The following is an 18,655-nucleotide window of genomic DNA, read 5'->3' on the forward strand; positions in this document are numbered from 1 at the left end:
TCTCGGGCTCGTCCGGGTCCAGTCGCCGTCGCCCGCCAAGACGTGGTGGTCCAGGTGCAACTGGCTCAGGACGCCGCGCAGGGCCGGCGAGGCGCCGCGCAGAGTGATCCGCGGTCGGGCCGCAGCGCCCGGCGGTAGGCGCGCAGGCCGGCGTGGTCGGCGACGGCGCCCGCCGGGACAGCAGGTCGGCGTTGGGCGACGGGCTGGAGGCTCTGGGGCCCCGCCCGGTGAGGCGCCGCGGCCCGGTGAGGGCCTCTGTCTCTCCCAGGCGGGGTTGCGCGTCATCTTTCATGGACACGTCCGTCCGCAGCCCGGCGCCGATGCCGCTCCGGTGATGGTCGGGCCGCCCCGACCGAGCCGGAGGCGACGGCATCCCGGCCGGTCCTCCGCTGAGTCCTGGTGTTCTGGTCAGGGCGCGTGGACGATGCTGTGGGCGCGCCCCGCGGCCGACGTCGATCGAGACCTGCCCGACTGGTGAGCGTTCGCTCCGGCGAACGGGGGCGCTCGCCCCGGTGGCAGAAGCCACCGTGCACCCCGTTCCGCCCGTCCCTCCACCGCAGACGCGCGGTCGCGCGGAGTGGGTCACCACACGCGACCTCGAGCTGCTCCCGCACCCGCCGTTCGGGCGGTGGACGATCACGATGAACCCCGTAAGCACCCGCATCCGCGTCCGCCGCCTCGAGCACCGGCTGCCGGTCACCGGGCGTGCGCAGCTCGTGGACGGCGCCCGCCAGCACTGAATCATCTGGTCTCGCCCTCGCATCTGCCCTGCAGCTCGAGGACGCCGGTGGCACCGGCGGACCGGAGGTTGGACCCGCAGGCGCCGGGGTACAGACGCCGCCACCGGCAGGCGACAGAGGGCCATCCGAGTCCGGGGCGCACCTGCCGGTGAACTCACGCCCGGCACGCGCCCCGTTCTCCGCAGCATCGTCGGTGCACAGGGACCCGTCCGCTGAGCAGTCCCGCACCATGGGCGAGTCCACCGCGCGACCCGCCTCACGACGTGCTCCTGGGTCACGCGGCCCGGCGCCGCCCATCGCAACCGGAGGACACTCGTGCGCTCCGCGCCGTGGCAGCAGCAGGCACCACCCGACCTCGGCCCCGGCGTGACCACCCTCGGCCGCTGGAGTCCGGCCGGCATCGCGCAGCTCACCGCCGGCCGGCTGCAGCTCGGCGCCGCGCTCCACGACGGGAGCCGGCCCGGCCGCGCCGACGATCCTCTCGTCGGTGCTGCAGCTCATGGTGTTGGCGACGATCCTCGACATCAACCAGGGCGTCGCGCTCTTCCCGCTCCAGTTGCTGTTCGCGAAGTTCTTCGTCGTCATCACCGTGGTGATCGGGTTCATCGTCGACGTCCCGGATCCCGGCGTCATGCAGCGGCCGCCGCGCGCGCCGGGCACGAAGATCGTCAACCCCCCTCAGGTCGTCCGCTGGGTGGTCACCGGGTTCATCGTCGCCGCGTGCGGCCTGGCCGTGCTCGCCTGGGGGCCGGACGAGCCCAGCACCGAGCAGGCGTCGGCGTCCATGACGATGGCCTTCGCGGTCGTGTCGCTCAGCGCGGTCAACATCGGGCTGGTGATGCGGCGGGAGCGGGAGGCGCCGTGGTCGTCGCCGGTCTTCCCGTACCTCGGCTGGATCGTCTGCGGCTGGGCCCTCACGTGGGCGGCCGTGGAACTCGACATGCTCGAGCGCCTGCTCGACACCACGTCGCTGACCGGCGGGCAGTGGTTGACCGTGATCGGCCTCTCCCTCATCGCGCCGTCCGTCGTCGCGGTCGACAAGGCGGTCCAGCTCAGGCGACAGCGGACCGCGGGCAGGCGAGCTGGCGCGGTGGACACGACCGGGCGATCCCTCGCGGTCGGTTCCTAGCCGACCACGACCAGGCTCAGCCGGCCGCGGTCACCCACTCGACGAGCCCGGCGCGGCGGGGGCGCGGGACGGCCGGCGGCGCCGGGTGTCGGTCGGCCCCCGGCAGCAGCGGATGCCGGCCGGTGTCGCCGTCCGCCGTCGGCCGTGCCCGGCCGGACGCGATCCCAGGAGCGGTCCGCGGCACGGGCACCGGAGGGGAGACCGGGACGACGGCCTCGACGGCGGGCGCCGGGACGACGGCCGCGGTCGGCAGGCGCAGGTGCGCGAGGTCGGTCCAGGCGGTGTGCCGGAGCCCACCCACGACGCAGCGGACGCGGACGCGGCACGTGCCGGTCTCGTCGAACCGCCAGCCCAGCAGGTCACCGGGGAACCAGTGGCCGGCGTGGAAGACCTCCACCGGCTGCGGGTCGCCGCGGAAGCTGCTGGTCGCCACCTCCGCCGCCACGGGCGCGACTGTAGGTGTCCGGACAGAAGCGGAGCGTGAGGCGCGCGCGTACCGGAGGGGGCGTCCGACGCCGTTCCGGTGGGCGTGTATGGTGGAGGTGCGACGCGGGGTGGAGCAGCTCGGTAGCTCGCTGGGCTCATAACCCAGAGGTCACAGGTTCGAATCCTGTCCCCGCTACTCCTCGCAGAGGGCCCGGTCACCACGGTGGCCGGGCCCTCTGCCGTTCCAACGCCGGGCCCGGGTTGTGTTGTGCCTCACCCCTGCGTCTCTCTAGCGTTCCGGTCACCGCTGACCGTCCGTGAGGAGGGCGCTCCGTGTCCGTCGAGACCGTGCCACCCGTTCCCGTCGACCTGGACGCCGTCGACCTGTCCGACCGGGAGTGGTGGGCGGGCCCGCCGTCGGTCCGCCACGCCACGTTCGCCGCGCTCCGCCGCGAGCGGCCGTGGGCCTTCTACACCGAGCCGGTCATGCCGATGCTGCCGGTGGGCCCCGGCTACACCGCGGTCACCCGCTACGCCGACGTCGAGGCGATCAGCTCCCAGCCGGCGGTCTTCTGCTCCGGGCAGGGGGCGGTCTCGATCCAGGACATCCCGGCCGACCTCAACGAGTTCTACGGGTCGCTGATCAGCATGGACGACCCCCGGCACGCCAAGATCCGCCGGATCGTGTCGAAGACGTTCACCCCGCGCATGCTCGAGCAGGTGCTCGACTCGGTGCGCGCCGTCGTCGACGACGTCCTCGCCGCGGCCCGGCGGACGGCGGCGGCCCACGGCGGGGCGATCGACGTCGTCGCCGACATCGCCGCACCGATCCCGCTGCGGGTCATCTGCGACATGCTGGGCATCCCCGAGGAGCACCGCGCGAGCGTGCTGGCGCAGTCGAACATCATCCTGTCCGGCGGGGACCCTGACCTCATCGAGGACCAGGACGACCCGCTCAACGCCTTCCTGCTCGCCGGGATGGAGCTGGCCGGGCTCATGGAGCGGCTGGCCGCCGAGCGGCTCGCCCACCCCCGCCAGGACCTCACCACCGCGCTGGTGACCACCGAGGTGGACGGCGAGAAGCTCTCGCACCAGGAGATCGCGTCGTTCTTCATCCTGCTGCTGGTCGCCGGCAACGAGACCACCCGCAACGCCATCTCCCAGGGCGTCCTCGCGCTGCACGAGCACCCCGACCAGCGGGCGCGCTGGATGGCCGACGCCGGCCTGGACCGCACCGCCGTCGAGGAGGTCGTGCGCTGGACCAGCCCGGTCACCTGGATGCGGCGCACCGCCACCCGGGACGGCGAGGTCAACGGCCACCGGTTCGCCGCCGGCGACAAGTTCCTGCTCTTCTACGGCTCGGCCAACCGGGACCCGGAGGTGTTCGCCGACCCCGAGGTCTTCGACCTGGGCCGCGATCCCAACCCGCACGTCGGCTTCGGCTCGAAGGGGCCGCACTTCTGCCTGGGGGCGCACCTGGCGCGGCGCGAGCTCGCCGTCACCTTCCGCGCGCTGTTCGACCAGCTGCCCGACCTGGAGGTGACCGGCGAGCCGGACCGGCTGCGCTCCTCCTTCGTCAACGGCATCAAGCGGCTGCCCGCGCGGCTGGCGGCGGTCGGCTGATGCGGGTCACGGCCGACCTCGAGCGCTGCGTGGGCTCGGGCACCTGCGAGGCCCTCGCGCCCGCGGTCTTCGAGGTCGGGGACGACGGCGTCGTCACGGTGCTGCGGCCGCAACCGGGTGCGGACGAGGAGTCCGACGTCCGGGAGGCCGTCGCCCAGTGCCCGACCCGGGCCCTGGCGTTGGCCGTCGACGACTGACCGGCGGAACAGTGCCGGGCGGGGACGGGTTGCCGCGACCATGGAGCTGACCGTCCGGGACAACCCGGGAGCCGACCGCTACGAGGTCCGGGACGGGGACCGCGTCCTCGGCCTGGCCGCCTACCGGCGCCACGGCGACCAGGTGGTGTTCACCCACACCGAGGTCGACCCCGACCAGGGCGGCAGCGGCGTGGGCGGCACCCTGGCCCGCGGCGCGCTGGACGACGTCCGGTCGCGCGGGCTGCGGGCCGTGCCGCGCTGCCCGTTCATCCGCGGCTGGATCGAACGGCACCCCGAGTACGCCGACCTGGTCGACCAGCCGTCGTGACGCGGGGCCCCGCTACAGGACGTGGTGTCCGTACATCTCGCCCAGCGGGTCGGCGATGAGCTCGATGCGGGCGCCGTCGGGGTCGCGGAAGTAGACCGAGACGCCGCTGTGCACGACGTGCTCCACCCCGGCGTCGGTGAGCCGCTGCACCAGTTCCTCCCAGCGCGCGGGCTCGACGCTGATCGCCATGTGGTGCAGACCGCCGAGCACCTCGGCGTACGGGCCGACGTCGAGGCCGGGGAAGTCGAAGAACGCGATGAGGTTGCCGTTGCCGATGTCGAAGAAGAAGTGCGACGACCCGGGGTAGTCGCGGTTCTCGATCAGCTCGGTCAGCGGGAAGCCCAGGACGTCCTGGTAGAAGCGGACGGTCCGCTCGACGTCGCTGCTGATCAGCGCGGTGTGGTGCAGCCCGCGGGCGGTGGACGCCGGCCGCTCGCCGGCCGGGCGCAGGTGGGCCGCGCGGATGCGGTCGCGCTCCTGCGCGACGGCGGCCAGGTCGACGGCGCTCTCGGTGGTGCTCACGACTGCATCCTCCTCGGGTGGGTGGCCGGGGTCGACGGGGTCCCTCCTCAGGCGAGGGCCTGTTCCAGGTCGGCCAGCAGGTCCTCGACGTCCTCGATGCCGACCGACAGCCGCACCAGGTCCGCCGGCACCTCGAGGGGTGAGCCGGCGGCGCTGGCGTGGGTCATCCGGCCGGGGTGCTCGATGAGCGACTCCACCCCGCCCAGCGACTCGGCGAGGGTGAACACCCGCGCCCGCTCGCAGACCCGCAGCGCCGCCTCCTCGCCCCCGGCCAGCCGGAACGACAGCATCCCGCCGGAGCCGGACATCTGCTTGGCGGCGATGTCGTGGCCGGGGTGGTCGGGCAGGCCCGGGTAGAGCACCGAGGTGACGGCGTCCGAGCCCAGCAGGAACTCGGCGATGCGGGCGGCGTTGGCCTGGTGGCGGTCCATGCGCACGCCGAGGGTCTTGAGGCCGCGCAGCACCAGCCACGAGTCGAACGGGCCCGCCACGGCGCCCATCGCGTTGTGGGAGAAGGCCAGTCGCTCGGCGAGGTCCGCGTCCTCCCCGACGACCAGCGCGCCGCCGACGACGTCGGAGTGCCCGCCCAGGTACTTGGTCGTCGAGTGCACGACGACGTCGGCCCCCAGGGTGAGCGGCTGCTGCAGGTACGGCGAGGCGAAGGTGTTGTCGACGACGAGCAGCGCGCCGGCCTCGTGCGCGACCTCGGCCACCAGGGCGATGTCGGCGATGTTGAGCAGCGGGTTGGTCGGGGTCTCGCACCAGACCACCCGCGTGGTGGGCCGGATCGCCGCCCGCAGCGCGTCGACGTCGTTGAGGTCGGCCGGGGTGTGCTCGACGCCCCAGCGCGAGGCCACCTTCGAGATCAGCCGGTACGTGCCCCCGTAGGCGTCCCCGCCGAGGACGACGTGGCTGCCCGGTTCGCAGACCGTGCGCAGCAGGGTGTCCTCGGCGGCCAGGCCCGAGGCGAAGGCCAGGCCCGCGGTGCCCTGCTCCAGCGCGGCCAGGGCCTCCTGCAGCGCGGTCCGCGTCGGGTTGCCGCTGCGGCTGTACTCGTAGCCGCCGCGCAGCCCGCCGACGCCGTCCTGCTTGTAGGTGGTCGTCAGGTGCACGGGGACGATGACCGCCCCGGTGGCCGGGTCGGGGTCCTGCCCGGCGTGGATCGCACGGGTGTTGAAGCCGGGGGTCGTACCCATGGCTCGACTCCGACCTCGTTCCGCTCCTCGCTCGCCGGCGCTCGCTGCGGTGCTCGCTCGGGCGTCGTCCTCGCGACTCATGCGCCGACCGTAGGCGCGAGGCCGGCCAGGTGCCCGAGCACGTCCTGCCGGGTGACGACGCCGGCAGGCTTGCCGTCGACGTGGACCAGCAGGGCGTCCGCGGAGCCCAGCGCGGCCACCGCGGCGTTGACCGGCTCGCCCGAGCCGATGATGGGCAGCGGCGCCGACATGTGCCGCTCCACCCGGTCGCCGAGCCGGGCCCGGCCCTCGAAGAGAGCGTCGAGCAGGGTCTTCTCGTCGACGGACCCGACCACCTCGCCGGCGGTCACCGGCGGCTCGGCGCGCACCACCGGCAGCTGGCTGACGCCGTACTCGCGGAGGATGTCGATCGCCTCGCGGACGGTCTCGTTGGGGTGGGTGTGCACCAGCGTCGGCGTCTCCCCGGACTTGGTGCGCAGCAGCTCGCCCACCGTCTCCTCGCCGCCGGTGGCGTCGAGGAAGCCGTAGTCGGCCATCCACTCGTCGCTGAAGATCTTGCCGAGGTAGCCGCGGCCGCCGTCGGGGAGGAGGACGACGAGGACGTCGTCCCGGGTCAGGTGCTCGGCCGCGCGCAGGGCGGCGACCACGGCCATCCCGCAGGAGCCGCCGACCAGCAGCCCCTCCTCGCGGGCCAGCCGCCGGGTCATCGCGAACGAGTCGCCGTCGCTGACGGCGATCACCTCGTCGGCGACGGTGCGGTCGTACGTCGACGGCCAGAAGTCCTCGCCGACGCCCTCGACCAGGTACGGCCGGCCGGTGCCGCCGGAGTAGACCGACCCCTCCGGGTCGGCGCCGATGACCCGCACCCGCCCGCCGGAGGCCTCCTTGAGGTAGCGCCCGGTGCCGCTGATCGTGCCGCCGGTGCCCATGCCGGTGACGAAGTGGGTGATCCGCCCCTCGGTCTGCGCCCAGATCTCCGGGCCGGTCGTCTCGTAGTGGGACTGCGGGTTCGCGGGGTTGGAGTACTGGTCCGGCTTCCACCCGCCGGGCGTCTCGCGGGTGAGCCGGTCGGACACCGAGTAGTAGGAGCGCGGGTCGGCGGGGTCCACGGCGGTGGGGCAGACGACGACCTCCGCGCCGTAGGCCCTCAGCACGTTGATCTTCTCCTGGCCCACCTTGTCGGGGCACACGAACACGCACCGGTAGCCGCGCTGCTGGGCCACCAGCGCCAGGCCGATGCCGGTGTTGCCGCTGGTCGGCTCGACGATCGTGCCGTTCGGCTGCAGGGCGCCGCTCGCTTCGGCGGCGTCGACCATGCGCACCGCGATGCGGTCCTTCACCGAGCCGCCGGGGTTGAGGTACTCGACCTTGGCGAGCACGAGCGGGGCGTCGGGACCCAGGTCGCGGGTGACCGAGGTCAGCCGCACCAGCGGGGTGTTGCCGACCAGGTCGATGACGGACTCGGCGTACTGCACGGGGCCCTCCTCGGCGGGCGCCGTCCACCGGCACCTCGACGCACCCATCCCACCAGACCGCCGACGGGTTCCGGCCGGCCCCGCCGCCGTCCGGGCGAGCACGCTCGTCGCGGCGCACGGGGAGCCGCTCGGACCGTGCCGGCGGGGCCACCATGTCAGTGTCCTGACACCGCCACGGGGGCCGTGAACCGGAGGGCGCCATGTCCACTCCACCCGCCACCGCCGTCATGACCAGGGCACTGATGGACGAGCTGGTCGACGGTCACTACCGGGCCGAGGAGACCGCCGATCTCGACTCGCTCGTCGCCGGTTTCGCGGCCGACGCCGAGCACGACGTCGTCGGCCGTCCCGGTGGACCGCTCCACGGCACCGACCGGATCGCGGAGTTCTACCGGGACCTGTTCGCCGACCTGCGGATCGACCGGTTCGAGCCCGTCCGGCGGTGGTACGGGCCCGACCACGTCGCCGACGAGTCGCTCCTGCACGCGACGGCCGTGGGACGGCCGTTCGGGCTCGACGGTCGGGGGCGGCCGGTACGGGTCCGGTTCCTGCACGTCTTCGACTTCCGGGACGGCCGGATCAGCCGGGAGAGCGCCTGGATCGACATGGCCGCGATCCAGCAGCAGCTCGGCGACTGACGGCGCCCGTACCGGGTGTCGTCCGGCGCGGTCGGGGGCATCGGCCCGGCATGACCGAGACCGTCCCCGCCGTGCCGCTCGCCGACGGCCGCCGCATGCCACTGGTCGGCTTCGGCACGTGGCAGCTGACCGGGCCGACCTGCTACGACGCCGTCCGCACCGCTCTGGACGCCGGCTACCGGCACCTGGACACCGCGACGATGTACCGCAACGAGGCCGAGGTCGGGCGGGCGCTGCGCGACTCCGGCCTCGACCGGGACGAGGTCTTCGTGACCACCAAGCTGCAGCCGAGGGACGCCGGCCGCCCCGACCGGACACTGTCGGCGTCGCTGGACGCGCTCGGGGTCGATGCCGTCGACCTGTGGCTCGTCCACTGGCCGATCGACGGTGGCGGCGAGGGCGTGTGGGAGCGCTTCGTCGCCGCCCGCGAGGCCGGCCGGGCCCGGGCGATCGGGGTCAGCAACCACTCCCTCGTCCAGGTCGACCGGCTGACGCGGGCGACCGGCGTGACGCCGCAGGTGAACCAGGTCAGCTGGGCGCCGGCGCGGTACGACGCGGCGGTTGAGGCGGGGCACCGGGAGCGTGGGATCGTCCTCGAGGGCTACAGCCCGTTCAAGAACACCGACCTCGGGGACCCGGTGCTGCGGGAGGTCGCCGACGCGCACGGCGTGACCCCGGCGCAGGTGGTGCTGCGCTGGCACGTGCAGCACGGCGTCGTCGTCATCCCCCGGTCCGCCACGCCGGAGCGGATCCGCGCCAACCTGGCGATCGGCGGTCTCACCCTGACCGACGGCGAGATGGCGCGGATCGACGGCCTGTCGCGGGGGTGAGGGACGGCGACACCCCCGTTCCGTCTTGTCGCCCCGGACCGCGGCGCCGACGCTGGGCGGGGGAGCCGGCTGGGGCAGGGGGCGCGGGGTGACGACGGTCGACGACTCGGTGTTCGAGGGCTCGTTCTGGCGGGACCCGTACCCGGCCTACGAGCGGCTGCGGGCGCAGGCCCCGGTGCGGCAGGTGGCGCTGCCGCGGGGCGGCAGTACGTGGCTCATCACCCGCTACGACGACGTGCGCGCCGCGTTCACCGATCCCCGGCTGGTCAAGGACCACCGGGCGACCCTGCCGCCGGAGTTCCGTGCGCGGGCCCCGCGCCTGCCGGGGCCGTTCGGCTCGATGATGATCCTGCTGGACCCGCCGGACCACACGCGGCTGCGGCGGCTGGTCGCCCGCGCGTTCACCCCGCGGCGCACCGCCGAGCTGCGGCCGCGCATCGAGGTGCTGGCCGCCGGGCTGCTCGACGGGCTGCCCACCGGGGAGCCGGTCGACCTGCTGGCCGGCTACGCGGTGCCGCTGCCCATGGCCGTGATCTGCGAGCTGCTCGGGGTGCCCGAGGCCGACCGCGACGCCTTCGGCCCCTGGTCGCGGGCGCTGGTGGACGACCGCGACGACGCCGACGAGCAGCAGGCCACCGCCGGCCTGGCGCGGTACCTGTACGACCTCGTCGAGGTCAAGCGGCGGTCCCCGGACGGCGCCCTGATCTCGGCCCTGGTCGAGGTCTCCGAGTCCGGCGACCAGCTGAGCACCGAGGAGGTCGTCGCGATGGGCGTGCTGCTGCTCATCGCCGGGCACGAGACCACCGCCAACCTCATCGGCAACGCGGTGCTGGGGATCGCCACCGACGCGGCGCTGCGGGAGCACCTGCGGAGCGACCCGGAGCGGATCCCCGCGGCGATCGAGGAGTTCCTCCGCTGGGACGGCCCGGTGCACAACGCCCCGCTGCGCTTCGCCGCCGAGGACGTCGAGTACTCCGGCACCACGATCCCCGCCGGGTCGGTGGTGACGCTCTCGGTGGGAGCGGCCAACCGCGACCCGGCCCGCTTCGACCGGCCGGAGCTGCTCGACCCCGACCGCGACGCCGGTGGCCACCTGGCCTTCGGCCACGGGCTGCACTTCTGCCTCGGTGCCCCGCTGGCGCGGCTGGAGGGGGAGGTGGCCCTGCGCTGGCTGCTCGACCGGTTCCCCGGCCTGCGCCTGGCCGTGCCGGCGGAGGAGCTGCGGCACCGGCGCAGCGTCATCGTCCACGGCCTGGAGCGGCTGCCGGTGCTGCTCTCGTAGCGGGACCGCGACGGGGCGGTGGCGGTCGAAGAACCCGCGGGGCGAGGATGCGCGGGTGACCTCCTCCCACCCTGTCGGAACCCGCCCGCTCGGCCGCGACGGCCTGGTCGTCTCCACCCTCGGCCTCGGCTGCATGGGGATGAGCCAGAGCTACGGAGCCGCCGACCGCGACGAGTCGGTCGCCACCATCCACCGCGCGCTGGACCTCGGCGTCACCTTCCTCGACACCTCCGACGTGTACGGCGACGGGCACAACGAGGAGCTCGTCGGCGAGGCGATCGCCGCGCGGCGCGACGAGGTGCAGCTGGCCACCAAGTTCTCCATCTCGCGTCAGGACGGCCGCATGGTCATCGACGGCCGCCCGGAGAACGTGCGGGCCCGCGCCGAGGCGAGCCTGCGCCGGCTCGGGGTCGACGTGATCGACCTCTACTACCAGCACCGGGTCGACCCGCAGGTGCCGATCGAGGACACCGTCGGCGCGATGGCCGAGCTGGTGCAGCAGGGCAAGGTCCGCCACCTGGGCCTGTCCGAGGCCAGTGCCGCCTCGATCCGCCGCGCGGTCGCCGTCCACCCGATCGCCGCACTGCAGAGCGAGTGGTCGCTGTGGACCCGCGACCTCGAGGGTGAGGTGCTGGGCGTGGCCCGCGAGCACGGGATCGGGATCGTGCCGTTCAGCCCGCTGGGCCGCGGCTTCCTCACCGGCGCGATCACCAGCCCCGAGGACTTCGCCGAGGACGACTTCCGGCGCGGCCACCCGCGCTTCACCGGGGACGCCTTCGCCGCCAACCTCCGGCTGGTCGAGGCGGTCCGGGCCATGGCGGCGGAGAAGGGCTGCACGGCCGGCCAGCTGGCGCTGGCGTGGGTGCTGGCGCAGGGCGGGGACGTCGTCCCGATCCCCGGCACCAAGCGGCGCTCCTACCTCGAGGAGAACGTCGGCGCGGCCGCCGTCGAGCTGTCGGACGACGAGCTGGCCCGGCTGTCGGCGATCGCCCCACCGGGCGTGGCCGAGGGCAGCCGGTACGCCGACGCCTCCTACGCCTACGGCGACAGCCCCGAGCGGGCCGCGCGATGACGACGCCCGCGCGAGCATCGCAGGGAGCGCCGGCGACCGAGGAGCGGAACGGGGTCGGGGTCGAGCCGGGTGGCAGCGCGCCCGACCCGAACTGCGGGGTCGCCCACGGCGCACCGGCCGGCGAGCAGACCGGGCGGCTGCTGGTCGCCGTCTTCGCCTCCCCGGTGGCCGAGGTGCTCCAGCGGTGGGCCCCCGAGCTCGGCTTCCGCACGGTGCTCCTCGACCCGGACCCGGCCCGCGGCGGCGACGTCCCCGGCATCGCCGAGCTGGACGTCGACCTCGCCGACGCCGACGTCGTCGTCACCGACCACCACCGGCCCGAGCTGGGCGAGGTGCTCCGCGACGCGCTGGCCCGCCCGGTGCGATGGGTGGGCGTGATGGGCAACCCGCGGCACGAGGGGCCGCACGTCGCCGCCCTGGCCGCCCTCGGCGTGGCGCCGGAGGAGGTGGCGCGCGTGCACCGGCCGATCGGCCTGGACATCGGCTCCCGGACGCCGCCGGAGATCGCCCTGAGCACGCTGGCCGGGCTGCTCGCCGACCGGAACGGCCGCAGCGGCGGTTCCGTCCACCGGCCGCGGTGAACGCCGTCCTGCTCGGTGCCGACATCGGCACGAGCGGGCTGAAGCTGGTGGCGCTCGACGCGTCGGGGGCGGTGGTCGCGGAGGGGGAGTCCGGCTACGACGTGGACCGCCCGCGTCCCGGGTGGGCGGAGACCGACCCGGCGCTGTGGCGGCGCGCCCTGGACGACGCGCTCGCCCAGGTCGCCCCTGCGCTGGCCGGCCGCCGGGTGGCGGGGCTGGGCCTGTCGGGGCAGATGCACGGCGTCGTCCTGGTGGACGAGGCCGGCGTGCCGCTGGCCCCGGCGGTGCTCTGGCCCGACTCCCGGGCCGTCGCCGAGGTGGCCCGCTGGCGCGCGCTGCCGGACGACGCCCGCGCCGCGCTGGCCAACCCGCTGGTGCCCGGCATGACCGGCCCGGTGCTCGCCTGGCTGGCGGTGCACCGGCCCGGGCTCGTGGCGCGGGCCGCCGCGGTGCTGCTGCCCAAGGACGCCGTGCGCGCCACGCTCGTGCCCGACGCCGACCCGGGGGTCACCGACCGCAGCGACGCCTCCGGCACGCTGCTGTGGGACTTCGTCGCCGACGGCTGGTCGGCCGCCGCGACCGCCGCGGCCGGGATCGACCCCGGCCGGTTGCCCGCGGTGCGCCCCTCCGCCGAGGTCGTGGGCACCGCCGGCCTCCCGGTCGGCGAGGTGCCGGTGGTGGTGGGCGGCGCGGACACCCCGCTGGCGCTGCTGGCCGTGGGCACCGGCGCCGCCCGCCAGGTCAACCTCGGCACCGGGGTCCAGGTGATCCAGCCCCGGGGCACACCCGCGCCCGCCGCCGACCCGCCGGTGCACTGCTACGCCGACGTCGGCGACGGCTGGTACGCGATGGCGGCGCTGCAGAACGGCGGGCTGGCCTGGACATGGGCTGGCCAGGTGCTCGGGCTGCCCGGCGCGGCGCTGTTCGACGCCGCGGCAGCCGTGCCGGCCGGCGCCGGGGGAGTGGTCTTCAAGCCGTTCCTCACCGGCGAGCGCGGGGGGATCGCCGGTCCGGCCGACCGCGGGAGCTGGACGGGGCTGTCGGCCGGCACCACCCGCGCCGACCTCGCCCGGGCGGCCGTCGAGGGCGTGGTGTTCGCGATGGGCGCGGCGGCGGAGCTGCTGGGTGGCGAGGGGCCGGTCGTGCTCACCGGGGGCGGCGGGCGGTCGCCGGTGGTCTCCCAGCTGGTCGCCGACGTCCTCGGGGAGCCGGTGCGGTACCTGCCGATCCGGAGCGCGTCGGCCGTGGGAGCCGCCCTCCTCGCGGGTGTCGGGACCGGGGTGGAGGTGGCTCCGCGGCGGGAGCCCGGCCTCCTGGTCGAGCCGCGGCCCGGCCCGGAGCTGCGGGCGGCTGCCCGCCGCTGGCGCGGGGGGTGAGCGGAACGGCGGCGGGGCACCACCCGTTGACCGGGAGAGTCCACACCGAGTGCCGAGGAGGAGATCGCGACATGGCGTCGCTGTTCACCAAGCTCACCCAGTTCGCCAACACGCCCAAGGGCCGGGAGGTCATCCAGCAGGCCACCGCGAAGGCCCAGCAGTTCGCCAACGACCCGAAGACCCGCGCCAAGATCGAGGAGGCGCGCCGCAGGTTCCAGGGCGGCCGCGGGTCCAGCGGCGGCGACCGCGGCTGGGGCGTCGGCCACTGAAGAAGGACCACCCTCCTCCCCACGCCTCGCAGGCTCGGCGCGGGCCCCTGGAGGGTGGCCGTTCCAGTACGTCACCTCGGCCGGGCCCGCGGTGGGCCCGGCCGGGGCGCCTCAGGAGGAGGGGCGGAGCAGGCCGAGCGCGGCGTCGTGCAGCGCGCCGTTGGTCGCCAGCGCGCTGCCACCGGCCGGACCGGGCACCCCGGTCAGGTCGGTGAACCGGCCCCCGGCCTCCCGCACGATGACGTCGAGCGCCGCGAGGTCCCACAGTGAGACCTCCGGCTCGCAGGCGACGTCCACCGCCCCCTCCGCCAGCAGCACGTAGCTCCAGAAGTCGCCGTAGGCGCGGGTCCGCCACACCGACCGGGTGAGGTCGAGGAAGCCGCCGAGCAGGCCGCGCTCCTCCCAGCCCGACAGGCTCGAGTACGACAGGCTCGCGTCGGGCAGCGAGGTCACCTGCGAGACGGTGCAGCGGGTGGCCGACTCCAGCCGCCGGCCCGTCCAGGCGCCGACGCCCTTCGCCGCCCACCAGCGCCGGTTGAGCGCCGGTGCCGAGACCAGCCCGACCACCGGCTCGTCGCCGTCGAACAGCGCGATCAGCGTCGCCCACACCGGCACCCCGCGGACGAAGTTCTTCGTCCCGTCGATCGGGTCGAGCACCCAGCGCCGCGGCCCGTGGCCGGTCACGCCCATCTCCTCGCCGAGCACCGCGTCGCGGGTGCGCGCGCGGGCCAGGGTGATGCGCAGCTGCTCCTCGACCGCCCGGTCGGCGTCGGTGACCGGCGTCAGGTCCGGCTTGGTGTCGACCTGGAGGTCCAGCGCACGGAAGCGATCGAGGCTGATCGAGTCGGCCTGGTCGGCGAGCACGTGCGCCAGGTGCATGTCACCCGTGTAGTCCCGGCCCGGTGTCATGGGCACCGAACCTAGCGGGCGCTCAGTCGAACACCGCGGAGCTGACCCCGCTGGGCCCCTCGTACTCGCGGTCCTCGATCTTCTGCAGCGCCCCCAGCACGTCCTCGTCGCTGCCCTTGGCGTGCTCGAGGATCTGCTCCTTCGTGGCCGGGTAGTCCATGCCCTTGAGGGCCTTCTGGATGTCGATGGGGCTCACCATGCCCCCGGGCTACCCGCGCCCCGCCCCGGGGAAGCGCGGATACCGTCGGGACGTGGACGCCGCGACGATCGCCGGGCTGCTCGCCGACCCGGCCCGCCTCAAGGTGGTCGCCGCGCTCGCCCTCGGCGCCGGGACCATCGAGGAGGTCGCGCAGGCCACCGGGCTCTCCCTCAAGGACGTCGCCCTCGCCGCCCGCCGGCTGGCCCGCGCCGGCCTGGTCCGCCGCGACCGGCACGACCTCGAGCTGCTGACCGACCGCTTCGGTGCAGCCGCCCGGGCCGCCGCGGAGTCCGCGCCGCCGCCCGAGCCGCTGTCGGACGACCCGGCGGAGCACGCGGTGCTGTCGGCGTTCGTGCGCGACGGGCGGCTGGTCTCCATCCCGGCCCAGCACAGCAAGCGGCGGGTGGTGCTCGAGCACCTGGTTCGGGTGTTCGAGGTCGGCGTCCGCTACCCGGAGCGGGAGGTCAACGCGCTGCTCGCCGTCTGGCACCCCGACACCGCCGCGCTGCGCCGCTACCTGGTCGACGAGGGCCTGCTCACCCGGGAGGCGGGCCTCTACTGGCGCAGCGGCGGCTGGGTCGACGTCTAGGAGAACGGGGCCGCGAATCCGCTGGTCCGCACGGCGATCGCAGCCCACACTGCGCGCGTGCCCGACGCCGACGACCTCCGCGCCCTGGCCCGCTCGTCGCCGTGGCGTTGGACGACGCTGCGGTTCACCCTGCGCCGGTGGCGGGTGGGCGGGCCGGTGCGGGCGTGGGTGCGCCGGCCCGACGCGCTGCGCGTGGAGGCGGTCGACGGCGGCCTGCTGCAGGTGGTGCGGGAACAGCGGCGGCAGGTCGGCGTCCTCACCGCGGACGGCGGGCGGACCCTGACGCTGCCCTGGCCGGCCGAGGGCCCGGCGCCGGTGCTGCGGGGCGACGGGCTGGTCGCCGAGCGGCCGCGCGAGCTGTCCTACGACGACCCGATGTACCAGAGCTACGAGTGGGTGGCCCTGCTCGACCCGGTGGAGCTCGCCGACGGGCGCGACGCCACGACCGGCGCCCCGGGTCCGGCCGGGCTGGAGGTCGACCGTGTCACGGAGGTCGAGCACGGCGGGCGGCCGGCCTGGGAGGCGGTGGTCCGGACGACGCCGGCCTACGAACCGCGCTGCGCGTGCTGCTCGCTGCTGCGCGACCGGCGCATCGACGAGCTCGAGTGGGGCGCCCCGCAGGAGGGCGCCGAGTACCCGACGCGGCACCGGGTCCGGCTCGACGTGCAGACCGGCGTCTGCGTGCTGACCGAGGCGCTGGACGGCACCTGGGCCGGTGACGGGCACGACCTCCGCATCGAGGCCGTCGACGAGCCGATGGACGACCGGCTCTTCGCCTGACCCCGCGTCAGTAGCCGGGGCCGAGCTGGCCGACGGCGTCCAGCAGCCGGCGCAGGCTCTCCAGCCGCTCACGGCGGGCCGGGGGGCCGGCGTCGGCCCACGCGTCCAGCACGCAGTCGGGGTCCGCGGCGGTGTGCCCGCAGCCGGGCGGGCAGTCGACGGCGGCCTCGGCGACGTCGTCGAACGCGGCCACGACGTCCTCCGCGGTGACGTGCGCGAGCCCGAACGAGCGGATGCCGGGGGTGTCGATGACGGTGCCGCCGCCGGGCAGGTCAAGCAGCACCGCCGAGGACGACGTGTGCCGCCCCTTGCCGACCTTGGTCACCTCGCCGGTGGCCCGGAACGCGTCGGGCACCAGCCGGTTGACCAGTGTCGACTTGCCGACACCGGACTGGCCGACCAGCACGCTCATCCGCCCGTCGAGGCGGTCCAGCAGCCCGTCCAGCGGCGTCTCCCGCGACATCGGGACGGCGTCGACGTCCAGGCCCGCGTAGCGGTCCAGCAGCGGCTGCGGGCTGGCCAGGTCGGTCTTGGTGAGGCACAGCAGCGGCTCGAGCCCGCCGGCGTAGGCGGCCACCAGGCAGCGGTCGAGGAAGCCCAGCGCCGGCTCCGGGTCGGTGACGGCGGTGACGACCACAAGCTGGTCGGCGTTGGCCACCACGACCCGCTCGGTGGGGTCGGTGTCGTCGGCGGTGCGCCGCAGCGACGTCGTCCGCTCCTCGATGACGACGATGCGGGCCAGGGTGTCGGTGCGCCCGCTGGTGTCGCCCACCAGCCGCACCCGGTCGCCGACGACCACCCCGTGCCGGCCCAGCTCCCGGGCGCGCATCGCGGTGACCTCCAGCGGCCCGCCGTCCGCGCCGTCGACGCGCACCGTCATCCGGCCCCGGTCGACGGCGACCACGAGCCCCGGGACGGCGTCGTCGTGGGTGGGGCGCGTGCGGGTCCGCGGTCGCGAGCCGCGGCGGCTCGGCCGGACCCGGATGTCGTCCTCGTCGGACCGGCGATCGTGCCGGCGGCTCAGCGCTCGGCTCCGAGCATCGTGGTCCACCGCTCGACGAAGTCGGGGAGGGTCTTGGTCACCGCTCCCGGGTCGGCGGCCTCGACCCCGTCGATCGCCAGTCCGAGCACGGCCGCGGCGTGCACCATGCGGTGGTCGGCGTAGGAGTCCAGGCGGGCGGGCCGCCGCGGGCCGGGGGTGACGACCAGCCCGTCGGGCAGCTGTTCCACCGTCGCCCCGACCGCGCTGAGCACCTCGTCGAGCGCCTGCAGCCGGTCGGTCTCGTGCCCGCGCAGGTGCCCGATGCCGGTCAGCCGGGAGGAGCCGTCGGCCAGGGCGCACAGCGCGGCCAGCACCGGGGTGAGCTCGCCGACCTCGCCCAGGTCGGCGACCAGTGGTGCGATGCGGCCGCCCCCGCTGACCTGCAGGCCGTCGCCGGTCCGCGTGACCGACGCGCCCATCTCGGTCAGCAGCCGGTCCAGCTGCCCGCCCGGCTGCGTGGTCACCTCCGGCCAGTCGCGGACGGTGACCCGCCCGCCGGTCACCAGCGCCGCCGCGAGGAACGGGGCGGCGTTGGACAGGTCGGGCTCGAGCACCTCGTCGCGGGCGGCGATCGGGCCGGGGGAGACCCGCCACCCGCGGTCGGTGGCCGCGACCTCGACGCCGCGCTCCCGCAGGGACGCCACGGTCATCTCCACGTGCGGCATCGACGGCAGCCCGCCGGCGAGCGCGAGGTCGAGGCCCTCGTCGAAGCGGGCGGCGGCCAGCAGCAGGCCGGAGACGATCTGCGAGGACTCGCTCGCGTCGACGGTCACCGCGCCGCCGCGCACCCGCCCGGTGCCGTGCACGGTGAACGGCGCCCGCCCGCGGCCGCCGTCGTCGATCTCGACGCCGAGGTCGCGCAGCGCCGCGATCAGGCCGGCGTTGGGCCGCTCGTGCAGCCGTGGGTCGCCGTCCACCCGGACCGGGCCGGTGGCCAGCGCCGCGACCGGCGGCAGGAAGCGCAGCACGGTGCCGGCCAGCCCGGCGTCGACCTCGGCCGGGCCGCGCAGCTCCCCGGGGGTGACCAGCCAGTCGTCACCGTCATCGGAGACCGGCACCCCCAGCGCGCGCAAGGCGGCGGCCATGAGGTCGGTGTCGCGGGCGCGCAGCGGGCGCACCAGCCGGCCCGGGCCGTCCGCGAGGGCGGCCAGCACCAGGGCGCGGGCGGTCAGCGACTTGGAGCCGGGCAGGGCCACGACGGCGTCCACGGGGGTCCCACGGTGCGGCGTCGTCCAGACCTGCGTCACGGCCCCCAGTGTGCCCTGCGCGGGTCAGCCCCCAGCAGGACGGCGACGGCGGCGGCCACCCGGCGCTCCCAAGCCGCCCCGGCGTCGGCGCCCTCGACGGCGGGGGGGGGGGGGGGGGGGGGGGGGGGGGGGGGGGGCCCCGCGGCCCGGGGGGGGGGGGGGGGGGGGGGGGGGGGGGGGGGTGGGGTCGCGGGGGGGGGGGGCG

21 protein-coding genes and 1 tRNA gene are annotated in these 18,655 nt (G+C 75.5%); 14 read left to right on the forward strand and 8 right to left on the reverse strand.

All coding sequences use genetic code 11. The features are described 5' to 3' along the window. Positions 1 to 1,227: 1,227 nt before the first annotated feature. On the forward strand, positions 1,228 to 1,869 hold the full coding sequence (locus ACI784_RS22815) for a cation transporting ATPase C-terminal domain-containing protein (RefSeq protein WP_457015037.1): 642 nt from the start codon (positions 1,228 to 1,230) through the stop codon (positions 1,867 to 1,869). Between the two features lie 16 nt (positions 1,870 to 1,885). Here ACI784_RS22815 and ACI784_RS22820 read toward each other — a convergent pair whose 3' ends face one another. Next, positions 1,886 to 2,314 carry a hypothetical protein gene (locus ACI784_RS22820; protein WP_457015038.1) on the reverse strand — a complete coding sequence of 143 codons (429 nt, stop codon included), beginning with the start codon at positions 2,312 to 2,314 and terminating at the stop codon, positions 1,886 to 1,888. A 103-nt stretch (positions 2,315 to 2,417) separates the two neighbouring features. Here ACI784_RS22820 and ACI784_RS22825 point away from each other — a divergent pair. The 4 genes from ACI784_RS22825 to ACI784_RS22840 all read left to right on the forward strand — a co-directional run bounded on the left by ACI784_RS22825 (position 2,418) and on the right by ACI784_RS22840 (position 4,443). Then, positions 2,418 to 2,491: transfer RNA gene (locus ACI784_RS22825), tRNA-Met, on the forward strand. A gap of 137 nt (positions 2,492 to 2,628) precedes the next feature. Further along, positions 2,629 to 3,918 (forward strand): cytochrome P450, encoded by a 1,290-nt coding sequence (locus tag ACI784_RS22830; protein ID WP_457015039.1) that lies wholly within the window; start codon positions 2,629 to 2,631, stop codon positions 3,916 to 3,918. Then, positions 3,918 to 4,115, forward strand: a complete 198-nt coding sequence (locus tag ACI784_RS22835; RefSeq protein ID WP_457015040.1) for a ferredoxin — start codon at positions 3,918 to 3,920, stop codon at positions 4,113 to 4,115. The genes ACI784_RS22830 and ACI784_RS22835 overlap by 1 nt, the downstream gene beginning before the upstream one ends. A gap of 40 nt (positions 4,116 to 4,155) precedes the next feature. After that, a complete protein-coding gene (locus tag ACI784_RS22840) occupies positions 4,156 to 4,443 on the forward strand; it encodes a GNAT family N-acetyltransferase (RefSeq protein WP_456925455.1) in 288 nt (95 codons plus the stop codon). Positions 4,444 to 4,455: 12 nt separating this feature from the next. Here the strand turns inward: ACI784_RS22840 and ACI784_RS22845 are convergent, their stop codons facing one another. The 3 genes from ACI784_RS22845 to ACI784_RS22855 all read right to left on the reverse strand — a co-directional run bounded on the left by ACI784_RS22845 (position 4,456) and on the right by ACI784_RS22855 (position 7,636). Beyond that, positions 4,456 to 4,965, reverse strand: coding sequence for a VOC family protein (locus ACI784_RS22845; protein ID WP_456925454.1), 510 nt, complete (start codon positions 4,963 to 4,965; stop codon positions 4,456 to 4,458). Between the two features lie 47 nt (positions 4,966 to 5,012). Beyond that, positions 5,013 to 6,161, reverse strand: a complete 1,149-nt coding sequence (locus ACI784_RS22850) for a cystathionine gamma-synthase (protein ID WP_457015041.1) — start codon at positions 6,159 to 6,161, stop codon at positions 5,013 to 5,015. 77 nt (positions 6,162 to 6,238) lie between these two features. Then, positions 6,239 to 7,636 (reverse strand): cystathionine beta-synthase, encoded by a 1,398-nt coding sequence (locus tag ACI784_RS22855; RefSeq protein ID WP_457015042.1) that lies wholly within the window; start codon positions 7,634 to 7,636, stop codon positions 6,239 to 6,241. Positions 7,637 to 7,836: 200 nt separating this feature from the next. On the opposite strand from ACI784_RS22855, the gene ACI784_RS22860 reads away from it, so the two are divergent. From ACI784_RS22860 to ACI784_RS22890, 7 genes are all read left to right on the forward strand, one after another. Then, a complete protein-coding gene (locus ACI784_RS22860) occupies positions 7,837 to 8,274 on the forward strand; it encodes a nuclear transport factor 2 family protein (protein WP_457015043.1) in 438 nt (145 codons plus the stop codon). 50 nt (positions 8,275 to 8,324) lie between these two features. After that, complete coding sequence (locus ACI784_RS22865) at positions 8,325 to 9,104, forward strand: aldo/keto reductase (RefSeq protein ID WP_457015044.1); 780 nt, start codon at positions 8,325 to 8,327, stop codon at positions 9,102 to 9,104. 88 nt (positions 9,105 to 9,192) lie between these two features. Then, complete coding sequence (locus ACI784_RS22870; RefSeq protein WP_457015045.1) at positions 9,193 to 10,386, forward strand: cytochrome P450 family protein; 1,194 nt, start codon at positions 9,193 to 9,195, stop codon at positions 10,384 to 10,386. Between the two features lie 55 nt (positions 10,387 to 10,441). Continuing rightward, a complete protein-coding gene (locus ACI784_RS22875) occupies positions 10,442 to 11,458 on the forward strand; it encodes an aldo/keto reductase (RefSeq protein ID WP_457015046.1) in 1,017 nt (338 codons plus the stop codon). Beyond that, entirely contained in the window at positions 11,455 to 12,039 is a 585-nt protein-coding gene (locus ACI784_RS22880) for an XdhC family protein (RefSeq protein WP_457015047.1), read from the forward strand. The genes ACI784_RS22875 and ACI784_RS22880 overlap by 4 nt, the downstream gene beginning before the upstream one ends. Next, entirely contained in the window at positions 12,036 to 13,415 is a 1,380-nt protein-coding gene (locus ACI784_RS22885; protein ID WP_457015048.1) for an FGGY family carbohydrate kinase, read from the forward strand. Before ACI784_RS22880 ends, ACI784_RS22885 begins: the two co-directional genes overlap by 4 nt. A 71-nt stretch (positions 13,416 to 13,486) precedes the next feature. Further along, on the forward strand, positions 13,487 to 13,684 hold the full coding sequence (locus ACI784_RS22890) for a hypothetical protein (RefSeq protein ID WP_456925445.1): 198 nt from the start codon (positions 13,487 to 13,489) through the stop codon (positions 13,682 to 13,684). Positions 13,685 to 13,795: 111 nt separating this feature from the next. Here the strand turns inward: ACI784_RS22890 and hisN are convergent, their stop codons facing one another. Both hisN and ACI784_RS22900 read right to left on the reverse strand, forming a co-directional pair. After that, on the reverse strand, positions 13,796 to 14,593 hold the full coding sequence (hisN, locus tag ACI784_RS22895) for a histidinol-phosphatase (protein WP_456925444.1): 798 nt from the start codon (positions 14,591 to 14,593) through the stop codon (positions 13,796 to 13,798). Positions 14,594 to 14,615: 22 nt separating this feature from the next. Beyond that, positions 14,616 to 14,792: a DUF2795 domain-containing protein gene (locus ACI784_RS22900; protein WP_456925443.1), complete on the reverse strand. Its 177-nt coding sequence runs from the start codon at positions 14,790 to 14,792 to the stop codon at positions 14,616 to 14,618. Between the two features lie 52 nt (positions 14,793 to 14,844). Here ACI784_RS22900 and ACI784_RS22905 point away from each other — a divergent pair, with 52 nt between their 5' ends. Together ACI784_RS22905 and ACI784_RS22910 are read left to right on the forward strand one after the other, a co-directional pair. Next, positions 14,845 to 15,381 carry a DUF2087 domain-containing protein gene (locus ACI784_RS22905; RefSeq protein WP_456925442.1) on the forward strand — a complete coding sequence of 179 codons (537 nt, stop codon included), beginning with the start codon at positions 14,845 to 14,847 and terminating at the stop codon, positions 15,379 to 15,381. Between the two features lie 57 nt (positions 15,382 to 15,438). After that, positions 15,439 to 16,161, forward strand: coding sequence for a hypothetical protein (locus tag ACI784_RS22910; RefSeq protein ID WP_457015049.1), 723 nt, complete (start codon positions 15,439 to 15,441; stop codon positions 16,159 to 16,161). 7 nt (positions 16,162 to 16,168) lie between these two features. Here ACI784_RS22910 and rsgA read toward each other — a convergent pair whose 3' ends face one another. Then, the gene (gene rsgA, locus ACI784_RS22915; RefSeq protein WP_456925440.1) at positions 16,169 to 17,041 is read right to left on the reverse strand and encodes a ribosome small subunit-dependent GTPase A; all 873 of its coding nucleotides are present in this window, start codon (positions 17,039 to 17,041) and stop codon (positions 16,169 to 16,171) included. 140 nt (positions 17,042 to 17,181) lie between these two features. Further along, positions 17,182 to 18,450, reverse strand: a complete 1,269-nt coding sequence (gene aroA / locus ACI784_RS22920; RefSeq protein WP_457015050.1) for a 3-phosphoshikimate 1-carboxyvinyltransferase — start codon at positions 18,448 to 18,450, stop codon at positions 17,182 to 17,184. Positions 18,451 to 18,655: the final 205 nt, after the last annotated feature.

It is taken from the genome of Geodermatophilus sp. SYSU D01186 (assembly GCF_054050215.1).